This window comes from Arthrobacter sp. KUASC02, assembly GCF_059739395.1.
This window is the reverse complement of the sequence record NZ_AP046053.1, coordinates 2952849-2970817: the sequence shown is the minus strand read 5'-3', so window position 1 is coordinate 2970817 and position 17969 is coordinate 2952849. Positions and strand designations below refer to the sequence as shown.

The 17969-nt window shown below is 67.1% G+C and carries 12 protein-coding genes; 8 read left to right on the top strand and 4 right to left on the bottom strand.

From position 1 onward, the window contains the following. Positions 1 to 150: 150 nt before the first annotated feature. Positions 151 to 1677: a leucyl aminopeptidase gene (locus tag AC6JAC_RS13800; protein WP_497965071.1), complete on the bottom strand. Its 1527-nt coding sequence runs from the start codon at positions 1675 to 1677 to the stop codon at positions 151 to 153. A 319-nt stretch (positions 1678 to 1996) separates the two neighbouring features. Between AC6JAC_RS13800 and AC6JAC_RS13795 the strand changes: the two genes are divergently transcribed. The 4 genes from AC6JAC_RS13795 to AC6JAC_RS13780 all read left to right on the top strand — a co-directional run bounded on the left by AC6JAC_RS13795 (position 1997) and on the right by AC6JAC_RS13780 (position 7252). Continuing rightward, a complete protein-coding gene (locus AC6JAC_RS13795; RefSeq protein ID WP_497965069.1) occupies positions 1997 to 2935 on the top strand; it encodes a proteasome assembly chaperone family protein in 939 nt (312 codons plus the stop codon). A gap of 59 nt (positions 2936 to 2994) precedes the next feature. Next, positions 2995 to 4326, top strand: a complete 1332-nt coding sequence (locus AC6JAC_RS13790; protein ID WP_028270847.1) for an MFS transporter — start codon at positions 2995 to 2997, stop codon at positions 4324 to 4326. Positions 4327 to 4390: 64 nt separating this feature from the next. After that, the gene (locus AC6JAC_RS13785) at positions 4391 to 5644 is read left to right on the top strand and encodes a DUF4192 family protein (protein WP_454698151.1); all 1254 of its coding nucleotides are present in this window, start codon (positions 4391 to 4393) and stop codon (positions 5642 to 5644) included. A 306-nt stretch (positions 5645 to 5950) separates the two neighbouring features. Then, a complete protein-coding gene (locus AC6JAC_RS13780; protein ID WP_028270845.1) occupies positions 5951 to 7252 on the top strand; it encodes an RNA polymerase sigma factor in 1302 nt (433 codons plus the stop codon). 130 nt (positions 7253 to 7382) lie between these two features. On the opposite strand, the gene AC6JAC_RS13775 is transcribed toward AC6JAC_RS13780, so the two are convergent. Then, positions 7383 to 7604, bottom strand: a complete 222-nt coding sequence (locus tag AC6JAC_RS13775) for a DUF7455 domain-containing protein (RefSeq protein ID WP_028270844.1) — start codon at positions 7602 to 7604, stop codon at positions 7383 to 7385. 223 nt (positions 7605 to 7827) lie between these two features. Here AC6JAC_RS13775 and AC6JAC_RS13770 point away from each other — a divergent pair, with 223 nt between their 5' ends. Next, on the top strand, positions 7828 to 9936 hold the full coding sequence (locus tag AC6JAC_RS13770) for a DNA gyrase/topoisomerase IV subunit B (RefSeq protein ID WP_028270843.1): 2109 nt from the start codon (positions 7828 to 7830) through the stop codon (positions 9934 to 9936). A 36-nt stretch (positions 9937 to 9972) separates the two neighbouring features. On the opposite strand, the gene AC6JAC_RS13765 is transcribed toward AC6JAC_RS13770, so the two are convergent. Together AC6JAC_RS13765 and AC6JAC_RS13760 are read right to left on the bottom strand one after the other, a co-directional pair. After that, entirely contained in the window at positions 9973 to 11016 is a 1044-nt protein-coding gene (locus tag AC6JAC_RS13765) for a M56 family metallopeptidase (protein WP_497965065.1), read from the bottom strand. Positions 11017 to 11022: 6 nt separating this feature from the next. Next, the gene (locus tag AC6JAC_RS13760; RefSeq protein ID WP_028270841.1) at positions 11023 to 11409 is read right to left on the bottom strand and encodes a BlaI/MecI/CopY family transcriptional regulator; all 387 of its coding nucleotides are present in this window, start codon (positions 11407 to 11409) and stop codon (positions 11023 to 11025) included. Positions 11410 to 11682: 273 nt separating this feature from the next. Between AC6JAC_RS13760 and AC6JAC_RS13755 the strand changes: the two genes are divergently transcribed. Genes AC6JAC_RS13755 through cydD form a run of 3 tightly spaced genes read left to right on the top strand, consistent with a single transcriptional unit; the run spans position 11683 to position 17968 of the window. Next, positions 11683 to 13284, top strand: coding sequence for a cytochrome ubiquinol oxidase subunit I (locus AC6JAC_RS13755; protein ID WP_497965062.1), 1602 nt, complete (start codon positions 11683 to 11685; stop codon positions 13282 to 13284). Between the two features lie 19 nt (positions 13285 to 13303). Then, positions 13304 to 14353, top strand: a complete 1050-nt coding sequence (gene cydB / locus AC6JAC_RS13750; RefSeq protein WP_497965060.1) for a cytochrome d ubiquinol oxidase subunit II — start codon at positions 13304 to 13306, stop codon at positions 14351 to 14353. Positions 14354 to 14359: 6 nt separating this feature from the next. Beyond that, positions 14360 to 17968 (top strand): thiol reductant ABC exporter subunit CydD, encoded by a 3609-nt coding sequence (gene cydD / locus AC6JAC_RS13745; RefSeq protein ID WP_497965058.1) that lies wholly within the window; start codon positions 14360 to 14362, stop codon positions 17966 to 17968. Position 17969 lies beyond the last annotated feature (1 nt).

The following is a 17969-nucleotide window of genomic DNA, read 5'->3' as shown; positions in this document are numbered from 1 at the left end:
GCGAACCACTTATCCATGCTCCACCTTGTCACGGCGTTTGTGGAGCGCTTGTGTCGAGTGTCACGCGGCTTTGTGGCGGACGGATCATGGCCCGCCACAAAGCCGCGAACGACCTCACCGGCCCCGCGGAGGGCGGTGAGGCGAAACCCGTTACGCGGAGGCCGCCAGGACGTCCTCGACGTAGGCCACCAGGGTGCGCACGGTGCAGCCGGTGCCCTGCTTGGGGGTGTAGCCGTACGGGCTGCCGTTGTTAAAGGACGGGCCGGCGATATCGATGTGGGCCCACGGGATCTGCTCGCCGTCCTTGCCCTTGCCGACGAATTCACGCAGGAACACGGCAGCGGTCATCATGCCGCCGTGGCGCTCACCGATGTTGGCCAGGTCCGCCACCTCGGAATCGATGCTGGCGCGGAGCTCTTCCGGCAACGGCATCGGCCACACCAGCTCGCCGGCGCGGTCCGCCGCGGCCTTGAGCGGTCCCGTGACGCTGTCCGAGCCCATGACGCCCGCGGTCCGGTTGCCCAGCGCGATCAGCTGCGCACCGGTGAGGGTGGCGACGTCGATGATGGCGTCCGGGTATTCCTGGCTGGCGGCCACGATGCCGTCGGCCATGACCAGCCGGCCTTCGGCATCCGTATTAAGGACCTCGACGGTCTTCCCGCCGAACATGGTGAGGACGTCCGCCGGGCGCTGCGCCGCGCCGGAGGGCATGTTTTCAGCAATGCACAGCCATGCGGTCACCTTAACGGGAAGGCCCAGGCCCGCGATTGCCAGCACGGTGTTAAGTACGACGGCGGCGCCGGCCATATCGCTCTTCATGTCACCCATGCCGAGGGCGGGCTTGATGGAAATTCCGCCGGTGTCGAAGGTGATGCCCTTGCCCACAAGCGCGATCTTGGCCGCGGCCTTGGACGGGGCATATTCCACCTTGACCAGCCTGGGCTGCCGGGTGGATCCCTTGCCGACACCCATGATCCCGCCGAAACCCTCCTTTTCGAGGCGCTTTTCGTCCCACACAGTGACCTTGACCGGCAGGCCCTTGGAGAGTTCCTTGGCGGCGTCGGCAAAGGACGCGGGGAACAGGTGGCTGGGGGGCTGGTTCACCAGCGAACGGGTCGCGTTGACTGCTTTCCCGATGAGGGCGGAACGGTCCAGCAGGGGCTGCAGGTCCTTGTCGGCGGCGAAGTCCGTGAAGATGACGACGTTCTTCACTGGGTCCTTGCGGCCGTTGGCAGCTGAACGGTATTCCGTGAATGAGTACGAACCCATGGCCGCGCCTTCGGCGACGGCGGCGACGTCGGCGAGGGACGCCGTCGGGAGCGCCAGCGTCACGGTGGTGAGTCCGGCAAGCTGCCGGACAGCGGACCCGGCGGCGCGGCGCAGCGCCTCTTCGGCGAGCTTTCCTCCGGCGCCGGGTTTGCCGACCCCTGCCAGGACCAGGACGGCGGCGCCGGCTTCCGGAAGCCCGGGCAGCCTGTGGACCTGGTCGGCCGCGCCGGTGAGGCCAAGAACCTTCAGGGACTCCGCGATGGCCTCGGCGGACTTGGCCGTCAGCGGGTTGTCCAGCAGTACAGGTCCGTCGGGACCCTGCGCCACTCCAATGACCAGTGCGTCCGTGGGCGACTTCTTAACGTCACGCGCAATGACGCTAAGTTTGATTTCAGTATTCTTGACCACGAGGATCAGTCCTCAATTCTCTGTGATTTTCGGCAGGATGCGCATGTTGGGCGCCCCGCCATGGAACAGGCCGTCGTCGGCTTGAGACGCAACCCGGTGTCTGCCAGGCCGTCCGTAGGGCCAGTTCCGATCGTAGTCTCTCCGTCCCGGTCGCGTTGAATTTGATGAGACCTGCAGCACATTGCCGCTGCGCGCGCCGGACCCGGAATGCATCGGGCGGCCGGTGCGTTGTAGAAAATATCCGGCGGACCTGTGCGGACCACCCCACCCAAAGCGCTGCCGACCCCCGCCTCCGCCGCCACCTCGAAAGGAACACGCCGTGCTTGAACGGATTTCCGGCTCCCTGCTGGACCCCGACGCTCTCTTTGTGAGCAATGCCGAGCTGTTCGACGACCCGGCCCTCCGCGGGCTCAACCTGGTGATGGGCTTCACGGGATTCGCGGACGCGGGCCACGTGGTCAAGCAGATCACTGCTGAATTGCTGGACATCCTCGACTCTGAGGTGGTGGCTGTTTTCGACGCCGACCAGCTCATCGACTACCGCTCGCGCCGCCCGCACGTCACCTTCGTGGAGGATCACCTCCAGGACTACCAGGCCCCCAGCCTCGCCCTGTACCGGCTGGTGGACGGACTGGGCAAACCCTTCCTGTTCCTTGCCGGCTTCGAGCCCGATCTCCAGTGGGAGCGGTTCGCCCGGGCCGTTGTCCGGATCGTGGAACATCTCGACGTGAACCTGGTGACCTGGATCCATTCCATCCCGATGCCCGTTCCACATACCCGGCCGGTGGGAGTCACGGTCCACGGCAACCGACCCGAACTCATCGAGGGCATCTCCGTCTGGAAGCCCACAGTGGAAGTTCCCGCCGCGGTGGGCCACATCCTGGAGTTGCGCCTCACCGAGGCCGGCCGCAATATTGCCGGCTACGTCATCCACGTGCCGCATTACCTTGCGGACGCCGAGTACCCCAACGCGGCCGTGGCCGGGCTTGAGTACCTTGGCGCGGCCACCTCGTTGATGCTTCCCACTGACCGCCTGCGGGAGGCCGGCCGCGAAGTCGGGCGCCAGATCGCCGAGCAGCTGGAAGCCTCCGAAGAAGTGCAGCAGGTGGTGTCGCGCCTGGAGACGCGCTATGACGAGAAGGCTGAGGGCACCGTCCGCCGCTCACTGCTGGCTGATGAAAACGACGAACTGCCGAACGCCGACGCGCTCGGCGCTGCCGTGGAGGCGTATCTCGCCCGGGAAGAGCCCCGTCAATAAACCAGGGAAGGCCCCCGTCAATAAATAGGACTTATCCAGCCAGCGGGCATAATGGAGACGTGACTGCACCGCGCGCCTGGCTCATCTGGACCGTCGGAATTTTCGCGTATCTGGTTGCGGTCAGCCAACGCACATCCTTTGGCGTCGTGGGCCTGGAGGCAACCGAGCGGTTCCATGCCACCGCAGCGGAGATCTCCTTCTTTACCGTGCTGCAACTCCTGGTCTACGCCGGCCTGCAGATCCCGGTCGGCGTCCTCGTCGACCGGCTGGGGTCACGGACCATGATCGCCGGGGGAGCCGTCCTCATGGGACTCGGCCAGCTTCAGCTGGCCTTCGCGGACAACATCCCGGGCGGCGTGCTGGGACGGGTACTGGTGGGCGCCGGGGACGCCATGACGTTCATTTCGGTGATCCGGTTGATCCCGCTGTGGTTCGCCCCGGCCAGGGTGCCGCTCATCACGCAGCTGACAGGAATGTCGGGCCAGCTCGGCCAGCTCTTCAGTGTGGTCCCGTTCGCGATGATCCTCCATTCGGCCGGCTGGACCCCCGCATTCCTGACGCTGGCAGCCATGTCAGCGCTCGCCGTCGTCCTGGTCCTGGCGGTGCTGAAGGACCAGCCGCCCGGGCACCCCCGGCCGGACACAGGCCAGGGCCTCAAGGCCACCGGCATTTCACTCTCCCGCGCCTGGCGCCAGCCCGGCACCCGGCTGGGGCTTTGGAGCCACTTCACCATCCAGTTCAGCGGCACGGTGTTCGCCATGACCTGGGGCTACCCGTTCCTGATCTCCGCCCAGGGCCTTAGCGCCGGGACCGTGTCCGGCCTGATGGCCATCTACGTCGCCGCTGCCATCGCAGCGGGTCCGCTGATCGGCAGGTTCGTCTCCCGGCACCCGCTCCGCCGCTCCACCATGGTGCTCCTCATCGCAGGCACTACGGCTGCGGCCTGGGCCGCCGTGCTGCTCATGCCCGGCCGTTCTCCGCTGTGGATGCTCGCCGGGCTGGTGGTGGTGCTGGCCATCGGAGGGCCGGGATCCATGATCGGCTTCGACTTCGCAAGAACCTTCAATCCTGCCCACCGGATCGGAACCGCCACCGGAATCGTCAACGTCGGCGGCTTCATTGCGGCGCTCGTGGCCATTTACCTCGTAGGCGTCGTGCTGGACGTGCTCCACGCCACCGGGTTCTCGCAGGGCGAGCTCTACGGCCTCGACCCGTTCCGGATCGCACTCAGTGTCCAGTTCGTGCTGATCGGAATCGGTTCCGCGGCGATTATCTATACCCGGCGCAAGGTGCGGCGGCAGATGGCGGCCCAGGGCGTCGTGGTGCCGCCGCTGCTCAAAGCCCTCGCGCAGCAGCGCCGCCGCAACCTGGAACGCCGCCGCGCCGAGTAGGGCTGTTTCCACATAGCGCTGAAAAGCTATTAACGCGGGACGCCGGCCGTTCCAGTCTGGATACATGACACCTCCAGAACGACTGACCATCACCGGCCCCGAGGACATCCTGGGCTTCATTCCACATTCCCTCGGCTACTGGCCGGCCAACAGCCTGGTGGCCATGACCATGCAGGGAAAGCGGCTGGGTGCCACCCTCCGCGTCGACCTCCCCGACCTTGATTCGGATCCGGGACTGCTTCGGTTTGCCCGTACCGTCAGGGACTACCTTGACGCGGACCACGACGCCGACGGCGCCCTCCTGGTGCTCTTCAGCGAGGAAGGATGGATGGACGGGTCGGGCGGATGGCCCGGTGGTGTCCCCGCCGGGGCGCCGATGGAGGGGACACTGGCGAGGCTGCTGGCGGCTCTGGAGGTCGAGCTGGAATCATCCGGGCTCCCGGTCCGCGACGCCTGGTACGTCGGCGGGTCCTTCTGGCGGAACGCGTACTGCTTCGATCCCGCCTGCTGCCCGTTTCCCGGCCGCTCGGTGGATGAGATCCGGGACAGCCGGCTCAACGCCGAGATGGTGTTCCGCGGGAGCAGCGTGGGCGAGGACCCCTCGTCCGCGGGCGCCTTGCCCGCGGCCGCGGACGCTGATGCGTGCGTGCTGGAATCGGAACAAAAGTGGTCCACTGAATTTGCTCCGCTCCGGGGGAGTTGCGCCCAGTTCGCCAAGATACTGGACGTGTGGGGGTGCGTGCTGGCCGACGGAGGGCAGGGGCACCTGCCGGCCGAGCTGTCCGGGTATCTCCGGGCTTCCCTGCGCATACCCCATTGGCGGGACGCCGTGCTGGTGATGAGCGCGGCGGGACGGCCGGCCGCGGAACAGGGCGCGGAGGACTTCGGGATCTTCGCGCCGGACGCAGGCCTGCGGGTGGTGTCACCTCCTCCTGGCGCTTGGTCGGCACCCGGACCGGCGGAAGACATGCCGGACGAGGGGGCATTCCCGATTCCCGGGTACGGGGAGGTGCTTCTGGGGCTGGCACCGCCATCGCCCCGCTGGGACCGGATGAGGGCACTGGAGCGCGTGCTGCAGCAGCTCGGCACGGCCGGCGGGGGAGAAGGCGGCGCTGCATCGCTCACGGGACGGGCCTGGATTGAGTGGTGCCGCGGCAGGGGGTCGTTCTCCCATGCCCTGCTGGACCGGGCCGTCGCGGAGCACCCCGGATACCGGCTCGCGGAACTGCTGTCCGAACTGGTCGGCCGCGGGACGCTGTGCGGATGGGCCGGGCGCCGTGACGCGGCCTGGCAGAAGTTTGAAACGGATGCGGCCTAAGGCGGCACCGCATACTGATGCGCCGGGCGGGGAGAGAGGCCGGTCCGCCGAAACATTCGGCCCCGGCGGCGGCACTGAGGGGCCGATTCGGAAAATCATGAGACAATGGATGCCGAGACCCGGTTGGGTCCGTGAATCAAGTGCATGTAGTGATGCCCGGAAACGGGAACATTACGGCCGCTCCGGCAGTTCTACTTAATGGCTCTGCTGGCCGCGATCGCACCTGATGTGAATCACGGACTTGACAGGGTCATAGTGGTGTTGCCCGTATGGTGATTCCACAGACCGCCGCTAGAAAGGTTTTCTGTGACCCCGTCTTCCGCCAAGAAGGAACCCGCCGACCAGGCCGAATTGTCCCCTGAGGAGAAGAAGGCGGCGACGAGCGCCAAGCGTGCCGCCACGCGCGCAGCCAATAAGGCTGCGGCCGCCGAAGGCGGCGCCCCGGCAAAGCCCGAGCCCAAGAAGCGCGGACCCAAGCCCGGCGCCAAGGCTGCCGCCGAGGCTGCCGGAAAGTCCGACGACGATGCAGAGGACGTCGAGCTGGACGAAGATCTGGACGACGTCAGTCCGGATCCGTCAGAGCTGAGCGAGGAAGAGGCCGCCAGCAAGACCGGTGCCGCCGCCACCGGCACAGGCTTTGTCTACTCCGACGCCGATGACGACGATGCTCCGGTCCAGCAGGTCATGTCGGCCGGCGCCACGGCCGACCCCGTCAAGGACTACCTGAAGCAGATCGGCAAGGTTGCCCTGCTGAACGCCGAGCAGGAAGTGGACCTTGCCCTCCGCATCGAGGCGGGCCTGTTCGCCGAAGAGAAGATCGCGGCGGACGACGGTTCCATGGATCCGAAACTCAAGCGCGAGCTCGAGTTCGTCATCCACGACGGCAAGCGCGCCAAGAACCACCTGCTGGAGGCCAACCTCCGCCTCGTTGTTTCGCTCGCCAAGCGCTACACCGGCCGCGGCATGCTGTTCCTGGACCTCATCCAGGAGGGCAACCTGGGCCTGATCCGTGCGGTCGAAAAGTTCGACTACACCAAGGGCTTCAAGTTCTCCACGTACGCCACCTGGTGGATCCGCCAGGCCATCACGCGTGCCATGGCCGACCAGGCCCGCACCATCCGCATCCCGGTGCACATGGTGGAAGTCATCAACAAGCTGGCCCGTGTCCAGCGGCAGATGCTGCAGGACCTTGGGCGCGAACCTACGCCCGAGGAGCTGGCCCTCGAACTGGACATGACACCGGAGAAGGTTGTCGAAGTCCAGAAGTACGGCCGCGAGCCCATCTCGCTGCACACGCCCCTGGGTGAGGACGGCGACTCGGAGTTCGGTGACCTCATCGAGGACTCGGAAGCCGTGGTTCCCGCCGACGCAGTCAGCTTCACGTTGCTGCAGGAGCAGCTGCACTCCGTGCTGGACACCCTGTCGGAGCGCGAAGCCGGCGTTGTGGCGATGCGGTTCGGCCTCACCGACGGACAGCCGAAGACTTTAGACGAAATCGGCAAGGTCTACGGCGTCACGCGTGAGCGGATCCGCCAGATCGAATCGAAGACGATGTCCAAGCTGCGGCACCCGTCCCGGTCCCAGGTCCTGCGCGACTACCTGGACTAAACAGCAGAAACACATACGTGAGGCCCCGCCGTACGGCGGGGCCTCACGTATGTGTGGATTTGTCTGGGTCCAGGGCAAAACGAACAGGGCCCCTCCGAACGGAGGAGCCCTGTTGCTGTCAGAGAGTTGCCTAGTCCACCGATACCGGCGGCTTCTCGTGAAGCCGGCCCGTCTCGTCGTGCCAGTCGGAGCTCAGCGGCTTAAGCGTCGCTTCGACTGCCCGCGCGTGGTGGCCGCAGAAGAGCAGCTCCCCGCCGGAGGACTCGAGAACAACCCGGACGTACGCCTGTGCTCCGCAACGATCGCACCGGTCCAGTGCGTTGAGCGTGCGGTCCGCAACTGCTGTTGTCATTTCGGCCTCCTTAGTAGATCTGTACATCTATATAACCAGCATTCGTAGCAAAACCATGACAAGGATGGATCACTTTCGCTGTGCGCGTATCACCATTCCGTAACGGGTACTGCAGGATGACGCCGATGTTGGAGTGGCTGGCAGGGGTCCCGGCGCGGGCCGACTAACCTAGGAAGAGCGTCAAAAGCCTTAGCTGTTCCGTCACTGAAGGAGTTCACAACCCGTGGCACCAAGTTCTGATTACACTGCCCGGCACCTGTCTGTACTGGAAGGCCTCGAGGCCGTCCGCAAGCGCCCGGGCATGTACATCGGTTCCACCGACTCCCGCGGCCTGATGCACTGCCTGTGGGAAATCATCGACAACTCCGTCGACGAGGCACTGGCCGGCTTCGGCCATGACATCCAGATCATCCTCCACGCCGACAACTCGGTGGAGATTCATGATGACGGCCGCGGCATCCCCATCGACGTTGAGCCCAAGACCGGACTGACCGGCGTCGAGGTCGTCTTTACCAAACTGCACGCAGGCGGCAAGTTCGGCGGCGGATCCTATACGGCGTCAGGCGGCCTCCACGGCGTCGGTGCCTCGGTGGTCAACGCGCTGTCCTCCCGGCTGGACGTGGAGGTGGACCGCGGCGGCAAGACGTACAAGATGTCCTTCCGCCGGGGCGAACCGGGGCGGTTCAAGGACCCGGGGACCAAACCCGATCCGGCGGCGACGTTCGAACCGTTCGTCAACGACTCGGTCCTTGACGTGGTGGGCAAGGCCAAGCGCGGCGTCACCGGCACCCGGATCCGCTACTGGGCGGACCGCCAGATCTTCACCCCGGACGCCAAGTTCTCCTACGAGGAACTGGCCGCCCGGGCCCGTCAGACGTCCTTCCTGATCCCGGGCCTGAAGCTGACCGTCCGGGACCAGCGCAGGCTTCCGGGCACTCCCGGCGAGCTCGCCGGCCACGAGGAAGTCTTCCACCACGACGGCGGCATCTCCGAGTTTGTCGATTTCCTTGCTGCCGATCCTGCGGTCACGGACACCTGGCGGCTGCACGGCTCGGGCAAGTTCAAGGAAACAGTCCCTGTCCTGGACGAGCGGGGCCACAGCCAGCTGGCCGAAGTGGAACGCGACTGTGAAGTGGACGTGGCGCTCCGGTGGGGGATCGGTTACGACAGCACCGTGCGCAGCTTTGTGAACATCATTTCCACCCCCAAGGGCGGCACGCACCAGTCCGGCTTCGAGCAGGCCCTGGTGAAGACGTTCCGTAAGGCCGTGGAAACAAATGCCCGCAAGCTCAAGGCCGGCAACGACAAGATCGAAAAGGACGACATCTTCGCGGGACTGACCGCGGTGCTGACGGTGCGCCTGGCCGAGCCGCAGTTCGAGGGCCAGACCAAGGAAATCCTCGGCACGTCCGCGGTCCGGGCCATCGTCGCCCGCGTGGTGGAGAAGGAGATCAATGCCAAACTGACCTCCGCCAACCGCAATGACAAGGCGCAGTCCGCGCTGCTCCTGGAAAAAATCGTCAGCGAGATGAAGTCCAGGATTTCCGCGCGTGTCCACAAGGAGACGCAGCGCCGCAAGAACGCGCTGGAGACATCCTCGATGCCCACCAAACTGGCGGACTGCCGCACGGATGACGTGGCCCGCTCGGAACTGTTCATCGTGGAGGGAGACTCCGCGCTGGGTACTGCCAAACTGGCCCGCTCCTCGGACTTCCAGGCGCTCCTGCCCATCCGCGGCAAGATCCTCAACGTTCAGAAGGCCTCGGTGGGGGACATGCTGTCCAACGCCGAGTGCGCCGCGCTCATCCAGGTGGTGGGCGCCGGGTCCGGGCGCAGCTTCGACATCACGGCGGCACGTTACGGCAAGGTGATCCTGATGACGGACGCCGACGTGGACGGCGCCCACATCCGGACACTCCTGCTCACGCTCTTCTTCCGCTACATGCGGCCCATGATCGATGAGGGCCGGGTGTTCGCCGCAGTGCCGCCGCTGCACCGCGTGGAGGTGATCAACGCCGGGCAGAAAGCCAACGAGATGATCTACACCTACTCCGAGGCTGAACTCCACGTGCTGCTGGCGCGGCTGGCCAAGGAGGGCAAGCGCTACAAGGAGCCCATCCAGCGTTACAAGGGCCTCGGTGAAATGGACGCGGAACAGCTGGCGGAAACCACCATGGACCCGCGCCACCGGACCCTGCGCAAAGTGGGGATCGAAAACGCCAAGCAGGCTGAAGAGACCTTCGACCTGCTGATGGGCTCCGACGTCGCGCCGCGCAAGGACTTCATCATCGCCGGTGCTGCGAGCCTGGACCGGGAGCGGATCGACGCCTGAGGCCGGCGGCCGGGGAACACCCGGCCGCCTGGCCTGTTAGCCGAGCAGCCCCGGGACTATCAGCAAAGCGGTGGGCACCGCCAGCAGCAGCAGGCAGCCCGCAAGGACCAAAGCCCTCAACGGGGCCGGCAGCGGCTCCTGGGGGGACAGCAGCCGGCGGACCCGGGACATGGTGGTGCCTGCCGAACTCGCGCTGCCCGGCGAACCCTGGAGACCGGCGTCGACCATTCCGGCCGCGCTGATGCCGGCCGTGCCGATGCCGGCCGCGCCGGCTTCGCCGGACGGCAGGTCGCCGCCGTTAAACGCCACGCGGCCGCCGGGGACGCCGGCGGGACCGCTGGCAACGATGGCGATGGCCTTGATAAGTGTTGCCTTGCTTTCGGTCTTCAGGGCGACGTCGTCAGCAAGCATTTCGATCAGGGTGCTCACGGATTCCTGGGCAAGGCGGGTGGTGGGCAGCCAGGGGAGGGCCTGGCGCCAGGCCGCGAATGCCCACAACAGGAGGTGGTGGCGCTGGCTCAGGTGGGCGTTCTCGTGGATGAGCACGGCGCGGAGTTCTGCCGGCTCCAGCGCAGCCATCAGGCCGTCGCTCAGTACCGTGACGGACCGCGCGCCCCCCGGAAGGCAGTAGGCAACAGGCGAATCGTGGTTGATCACCACGGTTCCCGGACCGTCCGTGGACGGTGACGCCAGGAGGGCAAGGAGTTCGCGGTGGCGCCGGCGCTGCCGCTCGATCCGGTAGTAGGTCAGCAGCAGCGTAAAGACGAGGTGTGCCGTGAGGAGCGCCGCCGCGGACAACGCGAAGAGATGCCAGAAACCCAGCGCGGTGGTGGGGGCATTAAATAGGACCATGCCGGCCAGCCCGCGCAGGCCGGCCAGGAGGTTGTCGCCGATCGGCTCGAGGCCGTAGACCAGCATGGCGCCGATCATGGACAGGCCGCCGGCAAGGGCGATTGCCTGCCAGAGCAGCATGGCCGTGAACGGTGACCGGGCCGGCCATTGCGCGCGTGAAAGAAGGATAGGCACCGGCCATGCCAGGACTATCGCCAGGACCGCCAGCAAATATGAGGTCCAGAACATGCGCTGTTAGTTGTGGCCAAGCAGTTTGCGCAGTGTTTCGGCTTCACTTTCGGTGACGGAGCCAATAAAGCGTGCAAGTACGGCTTCGCGGTCCGGCGCCGAGCCGAGGACCTCGTGCATGAGTTCGGCCGTGTGGTCCGCCCTGCTGGAAACAGCCTGGTAGCGGTGCGGACGGGTGCCGCGTTCGCGCTCCACAAGCCCCTTCTTCTCCAGGCGTGAAAGCACGGTCAGGACGGTGGTTACGGCCAGATCCTTGCCCTCGTGGCCGGCCGTGCCGCCCTGGGCCTGGGTGCTCTGCGCCAGCAGGTCCCGCAGGGTGTTGGCGGTGGCCGCTTCCTGGCCTGCCCAGAGCAAATCCATCACTGCCCGTTCCAGTTCACCAAGACTTGCCATTCCGTACATCCTTCTTAAAGTTCCGATCCGCGAAGCCGGGGCGGCCTTCGCGGAGCGCAGTTGAATACTTAGGTTCTAAATTTACCTCTTTTTGCAGTTTCTTTCTACATGAGGTAGAACAATCGGCGCGTCGCGCCCTTGCCAGTGGGTCCGGCCGGTGGAACTGTTGGTTACAGTGCTCGCCGAAAGTGTTCTACACTCTGTAGAAGTTAGTCTTCTACGCAGCGTAGAAGACTTGGACTGATGAAAGCCTAGCCAAAAGTAGGGACTGCCTTGGACGCTTTGGAAATCGCACGCTGGCAATTCGGAATCACCACCGTGTACCACTTCATGATGGTCCCGCTGACCATCGGGCTGGGCCTCGTGGTGGCAGTCATCCAGACAGTCTGGTACCGCACCGGCAAACCGGAATACCTCCGCATGACCAAGTTCTGGGGGAAGCTGTTCCTCATCAACTTCATCATGGGCGTCGCCACCGGCATCGTGCAGGAGTTCCAGTTCGGGATGGCCTGGAGCGAGTACAGCCGCTTCGTGGGCGACGTTTTCGGGGCGCCGCTGGCGCTTGAAGCACTCCTCGCCTTCTTCGTGGAGTCCACCTTCCTGGGACTCTGGATCTTCGGCTGGAAGCAACTCAAGAGGGGCGTCCACCTGGCCTGCCTCTGGATTGCCGTGATCGGCTCGGTGTTCTCCGCGTACTTCATCATCGTGGCGAACAGCTGGATGCAGCATCCCGTCGGTGTGGAAATGATCAACGGGCGCCCGGTCATGACCGATGCCTGGGCCGTCTTCACCAACAACACCGCCCTCGTTGCAGTCCCGCACACCCTCTTCGGCGCGCTGGCCGTTGCCGGAGGCTTCCTGCTGGGCATCGCCTGGTACCACCTGTGGCGCCGCCGCCATGACGGCATCGACACCGTGGGCCCCGACGGCAAGGTCATCCCCGGCGAAGCCGACATCCCGGGCCGCGACAAGGCCGACTACAAGGTCTGGATCACCTCGCTCCGGATCGGCGCCGTCGTGGCCATGATTTCCTTCGCCGGAACCGCGCTCACCGGCGACCTGCAGGGCAAGCTCATGTTCGAACAGCAGCCCATGAAGATGGCCGCGGCCGAGGCTGCCTGCCACGACGGCACGGGCTTCTCCGTCCTCAGCGTCGGCAACGTCGGGTCACAGAACTGCGACGAGATCGTGGCGGTCATCGAAGTACCCGGAATCCTGTCCTTCCTGGCCAAGGGCGACTTCACCACGGAGGTCAAGGGCGTCAACAGCCTGCTGGACCAGTACAAGGCCGACTACGGAACGCACCTCCCGGACAACCCCATCTACGGTGACCGTGCGGGGCAGGAAATCGAGTACGTTCCCGTCATGGAGGTGACCTACTGGGGCTTCCGGATGATGATCGGCTTCGGCGGCCTCGCCGCCCTAGCCGCCCTCGTGGCACTCTGGGCCACCCGCAAGGGCACCGTGCCGGCCTCCCGCGGACTGATGCGGCTCGCCGTCGTCGGCATCATGGCGCCGTTCGGCGCCAACGCCGCCGGCTGGATCTTCACCGAGATGGGCCGCCAGCCGTTCGTGGTGGCACCCAACCCGGACCCCAGCGGGATCGACCAAGTGTTTATGTTCACCGCCGCTGCGGTCTCACCCGGCGTTTCCGCAGGAGAACTGCTCACCTCCCTGGTGGTGCTGACCGCCGTGTACGCCGCGCTGCTGGTGGTGGAAGTGAAGCTGCTGGTGAAGTACATCCGCGGCGGCGTGGTTTCCGCAATGCCCGAACTCGCCCACGCACCGGCCGGTGAAAACGAGGACGCCACACCCGGCCCCGGTGGCCCCGGCAAGCCCGGCGGCTCCGACGACGTCCTGGCATTCGCCTACTAAGCGCAGAGGAAATTCGACCATGGAACTGCTGCCCACCATCTGGTTCATCGCCATCGCGGTGTTGTGGACGGGATACCTCTTTCTCGAAGGGTTCGACCTCGGCGTCGGCATGCTGATGAAGCTCTTCGCCCGCAACAACACCGAACGCCGTGTCCTGCTCAACACGATCGGCCCGGTCTGGGACGGCAATGAGGTCTGGCTGCTGACCGCCGGCGGAGCGACGTTTGCCGCCTTCCCGCTCTGGTACGCCTCCCTGTTCTCCGCCCTGTACCTTCCGCTGCTGCTGGTCCTCGTGGCACTCATCTTCCGCGCCGTGGCCTTCGAATACCGCGGCAAGGTGGACACGGACCGCTGGCGCGCGGTGTGGGACTGGGCCATCGCGGCCGGATCCCTCGTGGCTGCCTTCGGCGTCGGCGCGGCGCTGGCACTGACCACCACCGGGCTTCCGCTCAACGCCAACGGCGACCGTGAGGGCGGACCGTTCGCCTGGTTCAGCGGCTCCGCCGTCCTGGGCGGGCTCGCCGTTGTGTGCTTCTCCCTGCTGCACGCGCTGGCGTTCCTCGCCCTGAAGACCGACGGCGATGTCCGGCACCGCGCCCGGAACTGGTTCGTCCGGCTCCTGCCGGTCCTCCTGCTCCCCATCGCCGGCTGGGCCATCAGCGTGCAGCTGCTCAGCGGCGAAGCCTGGACCATCGCCGCGGTTGCCGCGGCAGTTGTGGCCGCGGTGTTCGCCTGGCGGTTCGGCCGGAACGGACTCGAAGGGAAGGCGTTCCTGTCGCTCGGGGTGTTCCTGCTCCTGGGCAGCGCGTCGATCTTCGGCGCAGCCTTCCCGGTGGTGCTTCCCTCCACCCTCAACCCGGACTTCAACCTGACCATCTCCAATGCCTCATCCTCCGACTACACCCTGGGGCTCATGACCATCGTGGCGTGCGTGGGACTGCCGCTGGTGCTCGCTTACCAGGCCTGGACCTACTGGGTGTTCCGCCGCCGGGTCAGTGCCGCCCACATCCCGGAAGCCCACAGTTTCCTGCCCGCCATCGCCGCCAGGGCGCTGGCCCCCAAAGACTAGGACCCCATGAGACCGCAGTTCCCGGCCCGACCCGCAAACCGGCTCGCGCTTTATTGGCTGGGCTTCCTTGCCGCCCTCAAGGCATTGTCCCTGGTGCTGATGGCGCAGGCGGTCGCCTCGGTCCTGGCCGGGCTGGTGTCCCAGAACCCGGCGTGGGCGGACCAGCTGGGCTGGGGTCTGGCCGGTGTGGTCCTCCGGTCCCTGACGGTGTGGGCGCAAGGGGTGGCCTCGCGCCGGGCGGCCCTCGGGGTCAAGGAGGAACTGCGTGCAGCACTGCTCGAACGCGCGCTGCGGAACGGCACACGGGCGGCAGGCCCGTCTGACGGCGGTTTGGCGATCCTCGCCACCAGGGGCCTGGACGCACTGGACAGCTATTACACGCAGTTCCTGCCCGCCCTCGTCAACTGCGCCGCCATCCCGCTCCTGTTGGGCGTCCGGATCCTGTTCGCCGATTGGGTCAGTGCAGTGGTGGTCGTCCTGACCGTACCGCTCGTGCCGGTGTTCATGGTGCTGATCGGCCGGTACACCGAGGACCGGGTCCGGGCCGCGCAAACGGCTTTGGCCCGGCTGTCGGGCCACATGCTGGAACTGGCCAAAGGGCTGCCCGTACTGGTGGGCCTGGGCCGGGCCAGCGCCCAGCGGAAGGCACTCGAGGACATTTCGGAGCAGTACCGCTCCCGGACGATGGACACCCTGCGGACAGCCTTCCTTTCCGCGCTCGCCCTCGAGCTCATCGCCACGATTTCGGTGGCCGTAGTGGCCGTCTTCATCGGCGTGCGCCTGGTCCACGGCGACATGGCACTCGAAGCCGGGCTGCTGGCCCTGATCCTGGCCCCCGACTGCTATCTGCCGTTGCGGGAACTGGGCACCGCCCACCACTCAAGCGACGACGGACGTGCCGCCCTGGCCGAGGTCACCGCGGTCATGGATGCGCCGGAGGTCCGGCCGCTGCAGCCCCAGAATGACGGCTCGCAGCCGCACAACGGTTCTCTTCCGCTGAATGGCTCACGGCCGCAGGGCCGCCGGCATCCCCTGAACGGAGCGTCCGACGGCGGTTCGGGACTTCCGGCGCTGACCGTCAGGAATCTGACGGTCACGTACGGCGGGCGGCTGGAACCTGCCGTCGGACCGCTCAGCTTCGACGCGCCCGCAGGGCTGATCACTGCCCTCGATGGGGCCAGCGGGGCAGGCAAGAGCACCATTCTGGGCGTCCTGGCGGGAATCGTCGGAACCGGCGGCGGTGCAGCGGTGAACGGCCGGATCTCCGGGTTCTCGCCGGCGGACGTCGCCTGGGTGCCGCAGCATCCCGTCATGGTGGAGGCCAGCGTGCTGGCCGAGGTGACGCTCTACCTGGCGGGCGGCGCTGCCGGCACGGGCTCCGCCGCTGCCGCCACCGAGAAGGCCAGGGCCTGCCTTGAGGCGGCGGGAGCCGGGCACCTGGCTGCGAAGCACCCCGCCGAGCTCAGCCCGGGGGAGCTCCGCAGGGTTGCCCTGGCGCGCGGCCTGGCCCGGATCGAGGCCGGTGCCACCCTGCTGCTGCTGGATGAGCCCACGGCGCATCTGGACCGCGAATCCGCCAACGTGGTCAACGGCTCCATCCTGAAGCTTCGCGGCCGGGCCACTGTGCTGCTCGTGGCCCACGACCGCCTCACCAGGGAACTGGCGGACCACGTAGTGCCTGTCACGGCCGGCTCCGCACTGCGACGGCCGGCCGCAGACGCCGCCCCGTCACGGCTTTCCACGGTTCTCCAGGCTCCGGACGCGGGACTGGATGCGGCACAGGCGACCACGCAGGCGACCACGCAGGCGACGACGCGGGCGGCCGGGCGGCCTGCCGCAGCGGGTACCCGAGGCCGGGCCGAGGGTCCCGCGGGGGGCCGGACGCACAACACTCCCGCCCGGATCTTCAGGCTCCTGCGGCCCGAGTCCCTCAAGTTCGGCGCGGCCGGCGTCGTGGGGGTGCTGGCGGCCCTGTTCGCCGTCGCCCTCGCAGGATTGTCCGGCTGGCTCATCATCCGTGCCAGCGAGCAGCCGCCCATCCTCTACCTCCTGACCGCCATCGTGGGCGTGCGGTTCTTCGGCATCGGCAGGGCCGTCCTGCGCTACACCGAACGGCTCCTGCTGCATGATGCAGTCTTCGCCTCGCTCACCAGGCTGCGCGGCCGGCTCTGGGATTCCCTGAGCCGGCGTGCCCTGTCCCTGCGGCGGCTGCTGCAGGGCGGAAATGTCCTGGGAACGGTGATTGACGACGTCGACACGGTCAGGGACCTGCTGCCCCGGGTGGTCCTGCCGCCCGTGACCGCCGTGGCCGTAGGCGCATCCGCCGTCGCGGCCACAGCCCTCCTGCTGCCCGCGGCGCTGCCCGCGGTCATCTCAGCTGCCGTGGTTTCCCTGGTCGCCGCGCCGGCCGCGGCACTCCTGGCAGACAGGATGTCCGCACAGGCCGAACAGCGGCTCCGCTCAGGGGTCCTGCGGGACATCGCCGCGGCGCTGGACGCGCGGGCTGAACTGCACGCCAACGGTGTTGCCGCACCAGTCCTGTCCGCCATCGGCGTTGCCGATAAGGAAGCAACAGCCGCCTCGCAGCGGTCGGCGTGGGCCGAAGGGCTGGGCCAGGCGCTCACCGTCCTGGCCTGCGGTACCGCCGCCCTGGCCACTGCCGTGCTGGCCGGCCCCGAGGTGACGGGCGGATCCGTTGCCCCGGCCACGGCCGCCGTCGTGGTCCTGCTGCAACTGGCGCTGGTGGATCCGTACGCCGCCATCACGACGGCGGTACGCCAGTACCCGGCGCTCCGCCTGGTCCTGGACCGGATCAGCGAGGCCGGCGTTCTGGAGGCCTCCGAAGCCGAAGGCGCGGACGTTCCTGCCGGAGTCACACCCGCTGCGGAAGCCGCTGGACGGAACGGCGGGACACCCGGACTGGAACCTGTTGCCCAACGCCCCGGCGCGCTGCCCGGCATCGAGCTTGAGTCGCTCTCCGCCGCCTGGCCCGCGGGCCCGGAAGTCTTCAGCGCTGTTTCCGCGACGGCGGAACCCGGCCGCTGGCTCGCCGTGACCGGAACTTCGGGCTCCGGAAAGTCAACCCTGCTGGCCGTCCTGCTCGGGTTCCTGCCGCCACGCTCCGGCCGCATCGCCGTCACCGGACGCGCCGCCTGGTGTCCGCAGGAAGCGCATCTTTTCGACTCCACCATCCGCGGCAACCTCCTGCTCGGCCGGCCGGAAGGCAAAGACGGCGACGCCGGTCAGGAAATCGCTGAGGCCCTGGCAGCCGTGGGGCTGGAGCCGCTGCTGCGCCGGCTGGAGGACGGCGCCGACACCCGGATCGGACCCGGCGGCGCTTTCCTCAGCGGCGGGGAACGCCAGCGGCTCGCGGTTGCCCGCACCCTCATGACCGGGGCCGACGTGATCCTGCTGGACGAACCCACCGCGCACCTGGACGCCGAGGCCGGCCGGGAAATGCTTGCTGACCTTCGGCGGGGTCTCGCCGGGCGGACCGTGGTCCTGGTGACCCACAATCCCGACGACATCGACCCGGCAGACCGCAGGCTGGACCTCGACGCAGGGGCGCGGGCCGGCGTCGGGCATGTACTGGCGCGGGGCGGGGCCGGCAGTTAGC